The organism is Streptococcus sanguinis, assembly GCF_003943655.1.
GTDB lineage: Bacteria > Bacillota > Bacilli > Lactobacillales > Streptococcaceae > Streptococcus > Streptococcus sanguinis_F.
Genome location: NZ_RJMM01000001.1, coordinates 104,978 through 120,451 on the forward strand (window position 1 = coordinate 104,978; position 15,474 = coordinate 120,451).

General features: G+C 44.7%; 14 protein-coding genes. 10 read left to right on the forward strand and 4 right to left on the reverse strand.

Translation table 11 applies throughout. The features are described 5' to 3' along the window. Positions 1-369: 369 nt before the first annotated feature. The 5 genes from dinB to D8886_RS00540 all read left to right on the forward strand — a co-directional run bounded on the left by dinB (position 370) and on the right by D8886_RS00540 (position 4,544). Positions 370-1,434, forward strand: coding sequence for a DNA polymerase IV (dinB, locus tag D8886_RS00515; RefSeq protein ID WP_125433890.1), 1,065 nt, complete (start codon positions 370-372; stop codon positions 1,432-1,434). A 211-nt stretch (positions 1,435-1,645) separates the two neighbouring features. After that, complete coding sequence (locus D8886_RS00520) at positions 1,646-1,972, forward strand: hypothetical protein (protein WP_002914412.1); 327 nt, start codon at positions 1,646-1,648, stop codon at positions 1,970-1,972. A 318-nt stretch (positions 1,973-2,290) separates the two neighbouring features. Continuing rightward, positions 2,291-3,085, forward strand: a complete 795-nt coding sequence (locus D8886_RS00530) for a CPBP family intramembrane glutamic endopeptidase (RefSeq protein ID WP_125433891.1) — start codon at positions 2,291-2,293, stop codon at positions 3,083-3,085. Continuing rightward, positions 3,075-3,830 carry a CPBP family intramembrane glutamic endopeptidase gene (locus tag D8886_RS00535; protein ID WP_125433892.1) on the forward strand — a complete coding sequence of 252 codons (756 nt, stop codon included), beginning with the start codon at positions 3,075-3,077 and terminating at the stop codon, positions 3,828-3,830. The genes D8886_RS00530 and D8886_RS00535 overlap by 11 nt, the downstream gene beginning before the upstream one ends. Before the next feature lie 75 nt (positions 3,831-3,905). Continuing rightward, complete coding sequence (locus tag D8886_RS00540) at positions 3,906-4,544, forward strand: TetR/AcrR family transcriptional regulator (protein WP_061592255.1); 639 nt, start codon at positions 3,906-3,908, stop codon at positions 4,542-4,544. A gap of 316 nt (positions 4,545-4,860) precedes the next feature. Here D8886_RS00540 and D8886_RS00545 read toward each other — a convergent pair whose 3' ends face one another. The 4 genes from D8886_RS00545 to rnhC form a co-directional block, all read right to left on the reverse strand. After that, entirely contained in the window at positions 4,861-5,805 is a 945-nt protein-coding gene (locus tag D8886_RS00545; RefSeq protein ID WP_002910687.1) for a hypothetical protein, read from the reverse strand. 93 nt (positions 5,806-5,898) lie between these two features. Continuing rightward, positions 5,899-8,241 (reverse strand): SF1B family DNA helicase RecD2, encoded by a 2,343-nt coding sequence (gene recD2, locus D8886_RS00550; RefSeq protein ID WP_125433893.1) that lies wholly within the window; start codon positions 8,239-8,241, stop codon positions 5,899-5,901. A 59-nt stretch (positions 8,242-8,300) separates the two neighbouring features. Beyond that, complete coding sequence (gene lepB, locus D8886_RS00555; protein WP_125433894.1) at positions 8,301-8,930, reverse strand: signal peptidase I; 630 nt, start codon at positions 8,928-8,930, stop codon at positions 8,301-8,303. Between the two features lie 3 nt (positions 8,931-8,933). Beyond that, entirely contained in the window at positions 8,934-9,824 is an 891-nt protein-coding gene (gene rnhC, locus D8886_RS00560; protein ID WP_185761209.1) for a ribonuclease HIII, read from the reverse strand. A gap of 188 nt (positions 9,825-10,012) precedes the next feature. Here rnhC and D8886_RS00565 point away from each other — a divergent pair, with 188 nt between their 5' ends. The 5 genes from D8886_RS00565 (at position 10,013) to D8886_RS00585 (ending at position 15,427) form a co-directional block, all read left to right on the forward strand. Next, entirely contained in the window at positions 10,013-10,303 is a 291-nt protein-coding gene (locus tag D8886_RS00565; RefSeq protein WP_002896593.1) for a hypothetical protein, read from the forward strand. A 10-nt stretch (positions 10,304-10,313) separates the two neighbouring features. Then, positions 10,314-10,865, forward strand: coding sequence for a CvpA family protein (locus tag D8886_RS00570; RefSeq protein ID WP_125433895.1), 552 nt, complete (start codon positions 10,314-10,316; stop codon positions 10,863-10,865). Between the two features lie 54 nt (positions 10,866-10,919). Beyond that, positions 10,920-13,253 carry an endonuclease MutS2 gene (locus D8886_RS00575; protein ID WP_125433896.1) on the forward strand — a complete coding sequence of 778 codons (2,334 nt, stop codon included), beginning with the start codon at positions 10,920-10,922 and terminating at the stop codon, positions 13,251-13,253. A 10-nt stretch (positions 13,254-13,263) separates the two neighbouring features. Then, positions 13,264-13,908: a GNAT family N-acetyltransferase gene (locus D8886_RS00580; RefSeq protein ID WP_125433897.1), complete on the forward strand. Its 645-nt coding sequence runs from the start codon at positions 13,264-13,266 to the stop codon at positions 13,906-13,908. A gap of 100 nt (positions 13,909-14,008) precedes the next feature. Next, on the forward strand, positions 14,009-15,427 hold the full coding sequence (locus D8886_RS00585) for a C69 family dipeptidase (protein WP_125433898.1): 1,419 nt from the start codon (positions 14,009-14,011) through the stop codon (positions 15,425-15,427). Positions 15,428-15,474 lie beyond the last annotated feature (47 nt).

Genomic DNA, 15,474 nt, shown 5'->3' on the forward strand with positions numbered 1-15,474 from the left:
TTGATTTTCCTCTTTATTCTAGCAACATAAACTGTTACATTTATAAGTAAAGTATATCATACGGTAATCGGTTTCACAAACCATTTTCGGCAGAAAGAAAGACTTTCTTTTATAATACAGAAAGTAAAAAATAGCGGATGTGTACTATAGATTTGAAAAACATAACTCTTTTCAAATATTTTGGAAAAATGGGTAAAAAAGTTATAATAAAAGTAATTAAAATGTCATATAAAAATTACTGACGAAGAATCTTACGTTTAAAATACTTTTTACAAGAATGAAAAACTGTTTCAGATTTATTTGAGCAAAAAGGGCCGACTTTGTGAAAGCCTGTAAGCTGAGATTGATTGTAGGAGAAAGGAGGAGGGCATGCTGATTTTTCCACTGATTAACGATACATCTCGGAAGATTATCCACATTGATATGGATGCTTTTTTCGCTTCGGTGGAAGAGCGGGATAATCCTAAGTTAAAGGGGCATCCGGTCATCATCGGCAGCGACCCACGCTTGACTGGAGGTCGTGGTGTCGTCTCCACCTGCAATTATGAGGCCAGAAAGTTCGGAGTTCATTCGGCTATGAGTTCCAAGGAAGCCTATGAGCGTTGCCCGCAGGGCATTTTTATCTCGGGAAATTATGAAAAATATCAAACAGTCGGCTTGCAGATTCGAGAAATTTTCAAACGCTATACGGACTTGATTGAGCCAATGAGCATCGACGAGGCTTATCTGGATGTAACGGAAAACAAGCTTGGGATTAAATCCGCAGTCAAAATAGCCAAGCTGATTCAGCACGATATCTGGAATGAGCTGCATCTGACAGCTTCGGCAGGCGTTTCTTATAATAAGTTTCTGGCCAAGATTGCCAGTGACTATGAGAAGCCCCATGGTCTGACTGTTATTCTACCCGAAGAGGCTGAGGCCTTTCTGGCGCCTATGGACATTGCCAAGTTTCATGGGGTTGGTAAGAAAAGCGTTGAAAAACTGCATGAAATGGGAGTTTATACTGGTGCAGATCTGCTCAAGATACCGGAAATGACCTTGATTGATAAGTTTGGTCGCTTTGGTTTTGATCTCTACCGGAAAGCGCGTGGCATCAGTAATAGTCCAGTCAAGTCCAATCGCATCCGTAAGTCGATCGGGAAGGAGCGGACCTATGCCAAACTGCTCTATAGTGAGGAGGATATCAAGAAAGAGCTGACCCTGCTGGCTCAAAAAGTAGAAAATAGCCTGACTAAGCATGACAAGAAAGGGCGAACCATCGTTCTGAAAATTCGTTATGCCGATTTCTCCACCTTGACTAAAAGGAAAAGTTTGAATCTAGCCACTCAAGACAAGGAGCAAATCGAGCGAACGGCTCATGAGATTTACGATAGCTTGGAAGAGCAACCACGAGGTATCCGACTGCTAGGACTGACAGTGACGGGGTTTGAATAAAGATAAAGGCTTGGTTCGTTACCGAGCTTTTTTAGATATAGTCTTTAATATAAGAGAGTTGNTTGTGACGAGTTTCTAAGTTGTCTGATGATTTTCATTAACTAAAAATAATCTTTTTTGAAAAAATACTGGACAAAGTTTTCTGTGTCTGTTATACTAAGTTTGTAAAACAAAAACCGCCCGGTCGGTTTTTAAAAAGAAAGGAGCAGAAATGAAGAAATCTGTAGTAGAAAAAACAAGCGAGCACATTCTCAAGTTGAATCAGGAACTGGATCGGCAGCGGGAAGGTCAGAAAGAGTTTTTGCAGCAGCAGGCAGAAAAACGTAAGGTGTGGCTAGAAAAGATAACACAGGGTGAGAATGGCATACGCTATTCTAAGTGGGGAGTCAAAGCTGGATATGCTGTCCTTGCTGGTGGCTTGCTGACTTCTGTCTTTAGCCCATGGCGAGGACTGGGTATTATGGCAGTAGGGGGTCTGAGCCTTGCCTCCAATCTCTGGCATATCCGGCGATTGCAAAATCAGGAAAGGAGCAAGTAGCAGAGAAATGGCCTGTCTTAAGCATCAGAGTCAGGACAACTTAGAAACTAAAAGCAGCAGGCAGTAGCTAAACGGTGCTGACATAGCTTTTAGCATTATTTAGTCTATCTTTGCTTTTTATTTCAAGCAAGGACTAAAAGACTACGTTTTCTATTTGGCGCAGGTCTTTATTTTTTATAATAAAACAAACCGAATGGTCGGATTTTAAAAATCTGCGTTTCAAAACAGGTAATCATCTGAAAGACTGAGAGTAAAGGATGCCTTTGTCCAGTTTTCGAATGACTTTTCACTATTCTACATTTGATAAGGAGTTATCGTATGAACAAACAAACACATGTAGAGCCAGAGACAAGGCATATCCTGCCCTTTCTGGCCTGGACTTTTGGCATTACCTGGGGAGCCTGGCTGCTTCAGTATATTTTAACCGCCCTGAAGCTGACCAGCGGGGCTGAGCCTTTGGGCTTTGCTCTCAATTTCATTGGGGGCTTCGGACCGACTTTGGGAACTTTTATCAGCCTCAAAATTTCTCATCCCAAGAAGATGCTGGACTTTATCTTTTCTCATGCTAAGGGCTGGTGGATTTATATGCTGGCCTTCTGTCTGGTTCGGGTTTTGACCCTTTTTATCGCCAATCCAGCCTTGCCGCCTCTGAATGCTATTCTGATGTTTCCTCTGGGCTGGACCTTTGTCACCTTTGCTGGAGGCGGGAACGAAGAGCTGGGCTGGCGGGGCCTCCTGCAGCCGGCTCTGGAGAAAAAAATCTCCTTCCCTCTGGCAACTGTCATCACGGCTCTGGTCTGGGTGGCCTGGCATCTGCCCCTCTGGCTGATTCCGGGAACGAGTCAAAGTCAGATTTCCCTGCCTTTTTATACTCTATTTTGCGTCATGGGTAGCTTTTGTTTGGCTGTTCTATATAAGCAGACGGCGTCTGTTTTTGCCTGCATGGTCTTTCATGGCTGTATAAACTTTGCCCAGACAGTCATCGTAGGAGCAGCTAGCAAGGGCGGAACGTCCCTAAGCTTTCATGCTGCAAATGCGGTGATGACAATTTTACTGCTAGGCTGGTGGTACTGGAAGGGCAATCGGAAAGGGGCTGAGAAAGATGCAAGCTAGAAACTATAAAGATTCCTCATCTGTCAAGCAAATTCTAATTTTTCTGCTTTGGACTTTTGGTATCACTTGGTCTGCGTGGATTCTCTCGGCTGTGCTGAAAGGGCGAGTGCCGTTGCTTCCTCCGCTGCTCACGATAGTGGGAACATTTGGTCCTGCTATAAGTGCCAAGCTTGTCTTAGGTAAGTCTTTGAAAGAAATGCTGACTTTTATCAAGTTTGCCAGGAAAGGAAGCTGGCCTTATCTGTTGATTTTTGTGGGTCTCTTCACGATTTCCATTGTCTTTGTGACCAAGCCGCTGCCAAATTTGAATCTTTTGAATGTCTTGGTTCTGGCTCTGGTAACCACTCTCTTGACAGGTGGTAATGAAGAAATTGGCTGGCAGGGCTTCCTGCAGCCAAGTCTGGAGAAGATCCTGCCCTTCCCTTTGGCAACTGTAGCAACTGGGTTAATCTGGGCTGTCTGGCATCTGCCCCTCTTCTTTACCCCCGGCAGCAGTCAGGCAGGGACCTCTCTTCTGGTCTTTACAGCATTTTGCCTGCTCGGCCGTTTCTGGCTGGCAGCCCTTTACAAGACCAGTCAGTCTGTCCTCTATTGTGTCCTCTTTCATGGGCTCATTAATACAATTGGCGAAGGCATCTTTGTAGGCAAGGGGACGGAAAATCCGCTCTTTTTCCTAGGCTATATCTTGATGGCGGCTTACAGTATCTATCTTTGGTATCAAAGGGATCAGCAAGACAAGGCTTAAAGATATTTTTATGATTTTGTATTTCTCCGGCTTTTTTGGTAGAATAAAGCTATATTAGAAACAAAGGGGAACAGAATGGCGCAGCGAAAAGACAAATCCCAGGCCATGAGAGAAAAAATTTTAAATACAGCAACCCAGCTCTTTATCCAAAAGGGGTCCGAAAAGACCAGTATGCAGGATATTGCTCAGACGGCAGGCATTTCCAAGGGGGCTATCTACCATCATTTCAAGTCAAAAGATGAGATTGTCCTGGCGGTGATGAGGAGCCGGCAGGAGCTGATGGAAGAAGAGATGAAGCAGTGGCTCAAGGCTACGGAAAATCTGACCGGTAGGGAGCAGCTGCAAACCATCCTCAAGTCTAATCTGGAAAGTCAGACAGCCCGGGCCATGGACGGCATTGTGGAAGAGTACGAGCAGGATGCAGGTTTTATTTTGACCATGATGCGGGACAATCTGCGGATAGGCTCCCCTCTGGTCAGCGATATTATCAAAAAAGGCATGGCAGATGGGTCTATCCAGACTCAGTATCCGGACCAGGCTGCGGAAGTCTTTCTGCTGCTGGTGAACTTCTGGATGAATGAGACCGTTTTTGAAAGCGATCCTGAAAAACTGCCAGAACGCATCCATTTTCTGCAGTTTATGATGACCTCGGTCGGCATGGATATCTTTACTGACGAGCTCCTGCAGCACTTTAGCCAGAAAAATAAGGCATAAAAAAAGGCGATAGGACAGAACTAAAAAATTTAATTCTGTCCCAGCCTTTTTATTTATGTGCTGAATATACTGTGGATATCTTCCTCGGTCAGGCCGATTAGNGGGTCGATTTTCAGAGAAAAGTTTTGAAAAGCAGGCTGAGCGTCTCCGCTTTATCCGCTTTATGCTGGAATCTATTGGCATTGATATTCTTAGTGACGATCTGATGGAACAGACTCTGACATACTTAAAACGAAGCTAAGCGATGATTGGTACACCGAATTTTCCAAATACAATTGTAGAAAGTTAATATAAAGAGGACAGAAAACTGTCCTCTTTATAATTCAATATTTGGAAATTTTTCATGGATTTGATTTTTTAAACGAGTTAAAGCAAGATCAGTTTTAGAAACGTTTTGATGTCTTAGAGGCAGTTTCTCTTCGTTGCCATCAGAAAGGACAACCCGAATCTCATTTTTTCTGATGATTGGAAAGATAGAAATCATGAATGAATTGCTATGATGATAAATTGTTAGCGCGTCATGTATGTCACATGTTTTAAAGCTAGATTTGTAACTGACCAGATGATTCTTGTAAAAGAAGACACGGATATCTGGGTCAACATAGCCACCATTGTTTTCAATCTGATCCAGCGTTTCATTCAACTCGGGATAGAGTTTGAAAAAATCATTCAATCTTTTATGGTTTAAGTAATAACGGATGAACCCGATCAAAATGCAGAATATAGCAATATAGGTGAAGAAAGTGAAGGAAGTTGTTCCACTTTTTTGGAATTCTTTGTCATCAGAGAGAGTGATGTAGTATTTCAGTTGTTGGTTATTTTCATCATTAAATAGATACGAGTTCATGATTTTAGCGTAATCGGGAATATCTGAAGCAGACTCTACTGAGGCAATCAACCATTTTGGCTCTCCTCCTAAATTATCCGCTTTTTCTAGTTCATCTACGAAGCGGCTAGTTGAAGAATCATTGCGCAGGCCAACATCGGCTTCCCTACCATTTTTATCTATATAAGTTACTCTGTAGAAATAGGTTGAGTCATGATCTTCTTTTAACTCTGCAACCGGTCCATCAATATGAGTAATTTGTATTGCTTGGCTGTAGGAGGTATCAGAGATTTTTGCAGAAAGAATTTTTCCTTCTTTTCGCAAGGTTTCCACACTGATATCCTTAATTCTTGTTGATGAACGGGTACCCAATAAAATGAGACAGCATCCTACAAGCACCCATTTTATTAGAGAGGCATATTTATTGTATTTCATTAATATCTCCTTTGAAGAAAGTTAATTGTTGTTTTGTCTGGTCGTATAGCCACATTTTAGCATTATACACAGAGCAAAGAAGGGAGTCAAGGCTTACTTAAAAATTCCCTTTATATCTTCTTCTCTTATCCCAATCATAGGGTCAATTTTCTGGAAGTTTTCCTCAGTCAAGACATAGTTTTCCACAGGATTGTGAATATTGCTCTCAGCTTGCAGAAAATCGCCAAAGCGCTCGATTAAATAGGTTTTGCGGGCGGTACCGGTGTTTTTGACGGCATAGTCAAAGGCTACTTTTTCCCCAAGTAAGATCAACTTGCTCTTGGCGCGGGTGATAGCAGTGTAGATGAGGTTGCGCTGCAGCATCCGGTGACTGCTCTTGGTGATGGGCAAAATAACTACCGGAAATTCACTGCCCTGAGACTTGTGAATGCTCATGGCGTAGGCCAGGCGGATCTTGTACCACTCGCTACGCTGATAGACAAGTTCATTGCCATCAAAGTCAATGGTCAGCTCGTCCTGCTTGGAGTCGGTGTACTTAGCAGGCAGCAGGTCGCTGATATAGCCTAAGTCACCGTTGAAGACATTGCTTTCGGCATCATTGACCAAGTGGATAACCCTATCTCCTTGGCGATACTGACAGTCGGGAGCTTCAAAGATCAGTTCATCTTTCTCTACAGGATTGATGAGATTTTGCATGAGATTGTTAATCTGGTCGATACCGGCTGGCCCCCGATACATAGGTGCTAATACCTGAACATCTTGAGCTGGGATACCGCTGCGAATGGCAGCGCTAGCGATTTTTTCAATCATAGGTGGGATATGCTCATTTCTAGCTTCAAAATAAGATCGGTCCGCTTTTTTCTCTGTAAAGTCTGCTGGTAGAATGCCCTTCTGAATCTGGCTGGCCAGTGTGACGATTGTAGACTCCTCGCTCTGCCGATAGATGGTTTCCAGCTTGGTCTGTGGGATAGTCGGTATCTGCAGTAAGTCCGCCAGAACCTGACCTGGACTGACAGACGGAAGTTGATCCGCATCTCCGACAATCAAGAGCTTGGTCTGAGAGGAGATATTGCTGAGGAGTTGATTAGCCAACCAAGTATCCACCATAGAAAATTCATCCACAATGATAAAATCAGCATCCAGATAATCATCCAAATGACTGGTATCATCATCTCCGGTCATCCCCAAATGCCGGTGGATAGTAGCGCTAGGAAGACCAGTCAATTCGTTCATGCGACGAGCAGCACGTCCGGTCGGAGCTGCAAGCAGAATAGGCAGATCATTGACCTTTCGCAGATCCAAGCCGCGAAGCTGGGCGTAGACTGCGATGATGCAGTTGATAACAGTAGTTTTTCCAGTACCCGGTCCGCCGGTTAGGATAAAGACCTTCTGATTGATAGCCTGACGGATGGCTTCTTTTTGGATACTGTCATAGGAGATGCCGGAGCTTTCCTCCACTTGCTGGATAGCCGCAGTAATGTTATCTGCGTCAAAGCAGTCTTGCTCTCCTTTTTCCAGCAGACGGACCAGATTACTTTTTATTCCTTCTTCAGCAAAAAATAGGCTGTTTTCAAAGATCTTGGTCTCTACATTCTGGACCTTATCTTCCTCAATCAGATGGGCCAGCTCATCAGCGACTAGACTAGGGTCCAGCTCCACTTGGCGTGAGCTTTCTAAGAGCTTGATGGTATGCTCAAGTAAATCACGAGCTTCAACATAGGTATCTCCCCGCTCCATAGACTGGGTCAGCAAGGTGTGGACAAGACCAGCCCGAAAACGCTCAGGGGCATCACTTTGGATACCCAGCTCTTCTGCCAGATGGTCAGCGATTTTAAAGCCAATCCCCTGAATATCCTCTACCAGCTGATAGGGATATTTTTCGACAATATCCAGCGTTTCTTCCTTGTAGGTATCCTGGATTTGAAAAGCCAACTTATTGGGAATGCCGTAGGCTGCCAGCTTGGCTAGTACCATCTCAGTTCCGTAGTTAAGTCTGAGCTTGGCGACAAAGGCCTCGCGGTTCTTAGCAGCTAAGCCGTTTATCTGGGTCAGCTTTTCCGGCTCTGCTAAAATCTTGTCAATGGTGTCCTCAGTATCTTCTCCATAGAGTTGGACGATTTTTTGAGCAGTCTTGACCCCGATGCCCTTGAAATGGTCGCTGGAGAAGTATTTTACTAGGCCTTTACTGCTGGGTTTGGCTCGCTCATAGCGGGAAATTTTCAGCTGCTGGCCATATTTGGGGTGCTGGACGAGACTGCCCCAGAAAGTGTAATCTTCGCCTTCCATGACATCTGCCATAGATCCGGTGACAATGATTTCAAAATCTTCAAAATCCTCGGCATCTGTATCTTCAATATCTAAGAGCAAGATGCGGAAAAAGTTGCTGGGATTTTCAAAAATAATCCGTTCAATCGTTCCTGAAAAGTAAAATTCCATAGTTTATAGGTTCTTCTTTTAAAACGAACCCAGCTGACGTTCAACTGAGTTCGATATGCTTAATAGGTCTTAAAGGGCAGCAGTGGCCAGAAGCGGAACTTGGCTTCGCCCTGAATTTGTTCTTTTTGGAAGGTACCGACTTGGCGACTATCCTTGGAAACAATCCGATCGTCACCTAGAAGCAGATATTCATCATCCAGAAGCTTGACGGTGAAGACAGGGCTACCTTCACTATCAACAGTGAAGGCTTGAGCCTGAGCTGCGAGTTTCCTGAAAAACTCACCATTGTCATCATAATCGTCCCCAGTGTAAGTGGATTGGAGCTTGTCTTCTTTAAATTTCTTGATGTAGTCCGTCAGGTAAGGCTCATCTGTTTTTTTACCGTTGATGTAAAGAGTATCATTTTCATACTGAATAGTGTCACCTGGCATACCGATGACCCGCTTGACAATCTCCTTGGTCGTTCCGTCATCGTCTGTCTCAGTAGCGACGACGATATCAAAGCGGTCAATAGACTGATGTTTGAGGACAAGCAGATATTCCCCATTGGCCAGGGTAGGGTCCATAGAGTGGCCGTCTACCTTGACAGGGGACCAGAGAAAGAGCCTTGACAGGATAATGACAGAGATAAAGAAGATAAAGAGTCCCCATTCTTTGAGAATGACAACAGCAGTATTTGATTTTTTCATAGGTTACCTTTCTAGAAGTTTTTGTGCTTTTTCAGTATTTTTAAAGTGGAGTTTAGCAGAATGCTGCAGACCGGCCATTCCATAGGATTGAAGAATCTGGCTGGCAACATGATCGCTCTTGCTTCCGGCTCCGCTAGGCAGGGTATAGCCTAACTCTTGACTGAGATTTTCTAGATTTTCCAGAAAGAGGTCGCGAGCGATAATAGAGCTGACCGCAACAGCTAGAAACTTTCCTTCAGCCTTCTCAATCAGACTTACCGGATTTGGAAAATGATTTTTTTCCTGCTTTAGGTATTTATTATAGTTTTGCTGGCTGGTAAAGGCATCGATGACGATTTTTTCAGGATTGATGCCTTTTTGCAGCAGTAGGTAAATAGCTTGATTATGTAAGGCTACCTTGACAGAGACAGCGTTGTAGCCAGAAGCGATGACTTCGTTGTACTTCTCTGGCGATAAGAGCAGAGCTTGGTGGGCAATCTTTTCTTTTAAGACCGGCGCCAGTTGGCGAATCTTGCTATCGTTCAAGGTTTTAGAATCACCAACGCCCAGTTTTCTCAGAAAGTCGTGCTGGCCTGGAGTGACGAAAGAAGCTACGACGGCTAGACCTCCAAAGTAGGAGCCGTTNCCGACCTCATCTGTCCCAATGAGGGCAAAATTCTGAGAAGCAGGACTAGAACTGGTCTTGGTCACTTGATGACCAAAAAAGCCAGCGTAGTAAGCAGCTTTTGCCCCTTGAAAGAGAACTTTTCCGGAGCTAAAGACACTGACCGTCGCCTGATTCAGCCGGAAGAAATATTGAATATGTGGGTTCTTGCTGGGAGCCAGCTGGTCCTGATATTTCTCAACAAAAGCCTGAATTTCTTGCTGTTTGGGACTGAGGGTGATAGTTTCCATACCCCCTATTGTACCATAAAAAGGAAAAGTCGAAAGCCATAAGATTGAAAATCCTACAAAAATTTTGTAGGAGAGCACTGCTGCTTGCAATGTCAAAAAAGATGAAAAAGAAAGTCCCTGTCTAGTTCCAAGTGTTTTAATAACTGACAAAGGGCTTCTTTTTTGATATAATACAATGAGGTGATTTTATGGCAAATTTGAATCGATATAAATTTACATTTGGAAACAAGACCTTAACTCTAACAACAGAACACGATAATCTCTTTATGGAAGAAGTAGAACGGGTAGCAAAGGAAAAATACAAGGCTATCAAAGAGCAGATGCCTGCGGCAGATGATGAAGTCTTGGCGATTTTGCTGGCGGTCAATAGCCTATCTACTCAACTCAGTCGAGAGATTGAGTTTGATGACAAAGAAAAAGAACTAGAAGATTTTCGTCACAAAATGCTCAGTGATTTGAGAGAAAAGTCGGGTAAATAGAGGAGAAATAATGTTTTCTATTATTATTTTACTAATATTGGCCTGGAGCTTTTATATCGGCTATTCGCGTGGTATTGTTTTGCAGGGCTATTATGCTGCTGCGACCATGGTTTCCATGCTGGTGGCTGGAGCTTTTTATAAGAGCTTGGCTAAGTTTATCAGCCTTTGGGTGCCTTATGCCAGTGCGACTCAGGGCTCTTCGACCTATTTTTTCCCTAGCTCCCAGCTCTTTCAGTTGGACCAGGTTTTTTATGCTGGTTTGGCCTATCTCATTATCTTTACGGCTATCTACATCCTTGGGCGCTTTTTTGGGATTTTTGCGAATCTGATTCCCTATCCCAATAAGCTGGACACCAAATGGTACAATGTGATCAGCGGAGCCATCGCTGTTTGCATCTCTATTTTTGTTTTGGGAATGTGCCTGACTATTTTAGCAACGGTGCCGATGGAGATGGTTCAGGAGCGGCTCAACAGCAGCTTCATGATTCGCTTTATTGTCAAGTATACCCCTATCACATCCAATATCCTCAAAGATCTCTGGGTGAATCAAGTTATCGGATAAGAGACGACTCAGTTGGCCTGCTAGCTGGGTTCTTTTTTACTAGAAAAGAAAATTATGAACACAAAAATTTTAGAAACCTTAGAATTTAAGAAGATAAAAGAACTTTTTGCTCCCTATCTTTTGACAGAGCAGGGGCAGCTGGAACTGGGCCTGCTTTTGCCGACCAGTAAGAAGGAGACGGTAGCTTCAGCTTTTCTGGAAATGACAGATATGCAGCAGATTTTTGTGCAGCATCCGTACTTTAGTCTGGCTGCGACTCAGGATATCACTGCCTTGACCAAGCGCTTGGAGCTGGAGAGCGACTTGAATATCGAGGAGTTTTTAGCCCTCAAGCGCGTCTTGGCTGTGACTCAGGAGCTCAAGTCCTTTTATGAGGACTTGGAAAATGTGCACTTGGAAAAGCTGGACCGTCTGTTTGAGAATCTGGCTGTGTTCCCTAAGCTCCAAGGAGGTCTGCAGGCTGTGAATGATGGCGGCTTTATTGAAAGCTTTGCCAGCGAAAGTTTGAGCCGTATCCGCCGAAAGATTCAAGAAAATGAAAACCAGGTGCGGGAAATTCTGCAAGAGATTCTCAAAAACAAGGGAGAGATGCTGGCGGATCAGGTAGTGGCCAGCCGGAATGGCCGCAATGTGCTGCCTGTGAAAAATACCTATCGTAACCGCATTTCTGGTGTGGTTCACGATATTTCAGCCAGCGGCAATACCGTCTATATCGAGCCTAGAGCAGTTGTCAATCTCAACGAAGAAATTGCCAGCAGTCGGGCGGACGAACGTTATGAAATTCAGCGGATTTTGCAGGAATTATCAGACCTCTTCCGTCCCTATGCAGCTGAAATTGCCAACAATGCTTGGATTATCGGACATCTGGATCTGGTGCGTGCCAAGGTCCGCTTCATGCAAGAGACAGGAGCGGTGGTGCCAGACCTGTCGGAAGAGCAGGATATTCAACTGCTCAGTGTCCGTCATCCCCTGATTGAAAATGCAGTGGCTAATGACTTGCATTTCGGGCCAGACTTGACAGAGATTGTCATTACCGGTCCTAATACGGGTGGGAAGACCATCATGCTGAAGACCTTGGGCTTAGCTCAGATCATGGCCCAGTCAGGTCTGCCGATTTTGGCGGACAAGGGGAGCCGCGTCGGGATTTTCAGTCAGATTTTTGCAGACATTGGTGATGAGCAGTCCATTGAGCAGAGCCTGTCGACTTTCTCCAGTCACATGACCAATATTGTCTCTATTTTAGATCAGGTTGATAGCGAGAGTCTGGTTCTGCTGGATGAGCTAGGAGCTGGGACTGACCCGCAAGAGGGTGCCGCTCTGGCTATTGCTATCTTGGAAGATTTGCGGCTAAGGCAGATTAAAACCATGGCAACGACCCACTATCCTGAGCTCAAAGCCTATGGGATTGAGATGGACTGGGTAGAGAATGCCAGCATGGAATTTGATACAGATAGTTTAAGGCCGACCTATCGCTTTATGCAGGGAGTGCCTGGCCGCTCCAATGCCTTTGAAATAGCTCGACGTTTGGGCTTGGCGGAAGTTATCGTTGGCCATGCCCAAGAGCAGACCAACACAGACAGTGATGTCAATCGAATAATTGAACGCCTAGAGGAGCAGACGCTGGAGAGCCGCAAGCGCTTGGATAATATCCGCGAGGTGGAGCAGGAAAATCTCAAATTTAACCGAGCCCTCAAAAAGCTATATAATGAGTTTAACCGAGAAAAGGAAACTGAGCTCAATAAGGCACGCTTGGAAGCCCAAGAAATCGTTGATTTGGCTTTGTCAGAGAGTGAGAGCATTCTCAAAAATCTCCATGATAAGTCTAGCCTCAAACCACATGAGATTATTGAAGCCAAGGCTCAGCTTAAAAAGTTGGCACCAGAAACGGTTGATTTATCAAAGAATAAGGTGCTCAAACAGGCTAAGAAAAATCGGGCTCCCAAGGTGGGGGATGATATTCTAGTCACTAGCTATGGTCAGCGGGGAACCTTGGTCAAGCAGCTAAAGGATGGTCGCTGGGAAGCCCAGGTCGGTCTCATCAAGATGACTCTGGAAGAGCAGGAGTTTAACTTGCTCAAGGCTGAAAAGGAGCAGCAGCCTAAGCGCAAGCAGGTCAATGTGGTCAAGCGGGCCAATACTTCTGGACCCAAAGCCAGACTAGACTTGCGCGGCAAACGCTACGAAGAGGCCATGGAAGAGCTTGATGCCTTTATCGATCAGGCCCTCCTCAATAACATGGCTCAGGTGGATATTATCCACGGTATCGGGACCGGGGTCATCCGCGAAGGGGTGACTAAATACCTCCGCCGCAACAAGCATGTCAAGTCCTTCGGCTATGCCCCGCAAAATGCCGGCGGCAGCGGTGCGACGATTGTGATATTTAAGTAAGAGGCCAGAAATGAAAATACAAATCTATAACTCGACTTATGAGAAAAGTTGGGGTTATACAAAAGCTTTGAGTTATCTCTTTTCGCCTTTCTTTGATGATGTGAGCCGCAGCAAGGATGAGTTTACTGAAGAGCCTTACCAAGATTCGATTGAGCTCATAGCAGTGGAAGATGATCAGGTTGTAGGGCTTCTAGATATTGGGATTTACACCGAAGAAGCAAGTCGTTCTTATCCATATTATCCAGGAGAAAAGATAGCTTACTTTGCTAATCTGGCTGTCCATCCTGATTTTCAGAATCAAGGGATAGCCGGCCAACTCTTTCAAACTTCTTGGGAGAAACTGCATGAAAAGAAAGTTGAGGCCTTGATCATCTTTACCAGAGATGGAGAGCAGGCAAATCACCTCTATCAGAAGTGGGGCGGCAAGCTGATTTGTCAAGATTATTTAGTTGTCGGACGCCCCAAAGATCAAACACCGTTTTCTTTCAGCGTTGATAGGAAGCAGCAGACAATCTGTCTGACAGATAAGTCGGGAAATTCTTTAGGCTATTACCAAAGAGAAGGGCATTATATTGTCTCAAAGGAAGAAGATTTGGAGCATTTTGAGATTGATGAGCTTTACAAAGAACATACCTATGTCTTGAAAATCGAATAGGGCATTAGAAATTTCAGCGAAGAGATAACGGCGAGTCCTTTTATGAGAACCTGCTTTTTGCTATAATGGAAGCAGCATAAAGTGTTTCGGAGGGAAAATAATGAGAATAAAGCATGCATCAGATTCCTGCACGACTATTTTGGTAGGCAAGAAGGCCAGTTACGACGGTTCAACCATTGTCGCTCGTACAGAGGATTCACAAAATGGGGTCTTTACACCCAAGAAATTTGTCATAGTGGAGCCACAAGACCAGCCCCGCCATTATCAGTCTGTTTTGACCTCTTTTGAGATGGATTTGCCGGACAATCCAGTCCGCTATACGGCGGTGCCAGATGCAGTTCCCAAGGATGGGATTTGGGGAGCAGCTGGAATTAACAGCTATAACGTTGCTGTCAGCGCAACGGAAACGATTACAACTAATAGCCGCGTGTTGGGAGCTGATCCTTTGGTAGAGTCAGGTATTAGCGAGGAAGATATCCTTACGCTGGTTCTTCCCTATATCAAGACGGCTCGAGAAGGGGTTCTACGCTTAGGGAAAATCCTAGAGGAGTACGGCACTTATGAGTCCAATGGGATTGCTATCTCAGATGTCAATGAAATCTGGTGGCTGGAAACCATTGGCGGCCACCATTGGATGGCGCGGCGCGTGCCAGATGATGCCTATGTGACCAATCCAAATCAGCTGGGCAGCGATTATTTTGAATTTGACAATCCAGAGCACTTCCTCTGTCATCCAAATCTCAAAAATTTTATCAAGGAAAACCATCTCAATCTGAATTACTCAGATGAGGGCTTCAATCCACGCTATGCTTTTGGCAGCCAGAAGGATAAGGACCGCCATTACAATACACCGCGAGCTTGGGATATCCAGCGTTTTCTCAATCCAGAAGTGGAGCAAGATCCAAGGAGTTTCTTCATTCCATGGTGCCGCAAGCCATACCGCAAGATCACCATCGAGGATGTCAAGTATGTCCTGAGCAGTCACTATCAGGATTCGCCTTATGATCCTTACGGAGCAGAGGGCGACCGCCACAGCAGACGGGCCTTCCGGACTATTGGCATCAATCGGACCAGTCAGACAGCTATCTTGCAGCTGCGCCCTAATCAACCGCAGGAAACGACAGGTATCCAGTGGCTATCTTATGGCTCCATGCCTTACAATACAGCTGTTCCTTTCTTTACTCAAGTCTCAACAACGCCAGACTACTTTGCCAATACGACTGACAAGGTTTCGACAGATTCCTTCTACTGGGCCAATCGCTTGATTGCTGGTCTGGCTGATGCTCATTTTAGCAGTCATGTCGGTGATTTGGATGATTATCAGGAAAAGACTATGGCTTGGGGACATGAAATGATTGGTCGGGTAGACCAAGCTCTGGCCAAGAGCGAGGATGTGGACTTTGAAGCTGAAAATCAAGCCATGAGCAATAAGGTGCAAGAAGCGACAAACCAGCTCTTGGAGAAAGTTCTCTTGGATGCCAGCAATCTCATGACCAACCATTTCTCACTGAGTGACTAAGGTCCTACCCATAGCAAATATTTTTCTTTCTGATGTTTTTGGTGTAA

What these genes read in the sequence shown, in the direction of transcription:
- dinB (WP_125433890.1), top strand. Translation starts at nt 370, where the DNA reads ATGCTGATTTTTCCACTGATTAACGATACATCTCGGAAGATTATCCAC.
- D8886_RS00520 (WP_002914412.1), top strand. Translation starts at nt 1,646, where the DNA reads ATGAAGAAATCTGTAGTAGAAAAAACAAGCGAGCACATTCTCAAGTTG.
- D8886_RS00530 (WP_125433891.1), top strand. Translation starts at nt 2,291, where the DNA reads ATGAACAAACAAACACATGTAGAGCCAGAGACAAGGCATATCCTGCCC.
- D8886_RS00535 (WP_125433892.1), top strand. Translation starts at nt 3,075, where the DNA reads ATGCAAGCTAGAAACTATAAAGATTCCTCATCTGTCAAGCAAATTCTA.
- D8886_RS00540 (WP_061592255.1), top strand. Translation starts at nt 3,906, where the DNA reads ATGGCGCAGCGAAAAGACAAATCCCAGGCCATGAGAGAAAAAATTTTA.
- D8886_RS00545 (WP_002910687.1), bottom strand. Translation starts at nt 5,805, where the DNA reads ATGAAATACAATAAATATGCCTCTCTAATAAAATGGGTGCTTGTAGGA.
- recD2 (WP_125433893.1), bottom strand. Translation starts at nt 8,241, where the DNA reads ATGGAATTTTACTTTTCAGGAACGATTGAACGGATTATTTTTGAAAAT.
- lepB (WP_125433894.1), bottom strand. Translation starts at nt 8,930, where the DNA reads ATGAAAAAATCAAATACTGCTGTTGTCATTCTCAAAGAATGGGGACTC.
- D8886_RS00565 (WP_002896593.1), top strand. Translation starts at nt 10,013, where the DNA reads ATGGCAAATTTGAATCGATATAAATTTACATTTGGAAACAAGACCTTA.
- D8886_RS00570 (WP_125433895.1), top strand. Translation starts at nt 10,314, where the DNA reads ATGTTTTCTATTATTATTTTACTAATATTGGCCTGGAGCTTTTATATC.
- D8886_RS00575 (WP_125433896.1), top strand. Translation starts at nt 10,920, where the DNA reads ATGAACACAAAAATTTTAGAAACCTTAGAATTTAAGAAGATAAAAGAA.
- D8886_RS00580 (WP_125433897.1), top strand. Translation starts at nt 13,264, where the DNA reads ATGAAAATACAAATCTATAACTCGACTTATGAGAAAAGTTGGGGTTAT.
- D8886_RS00585 (WP_125433898.1), top strand. Translation starts at nt 14,009, where the DNA reads ATGAGAATAAAGCATGCATCAGATTCCTGCACGACTATTTTGGTAGGC.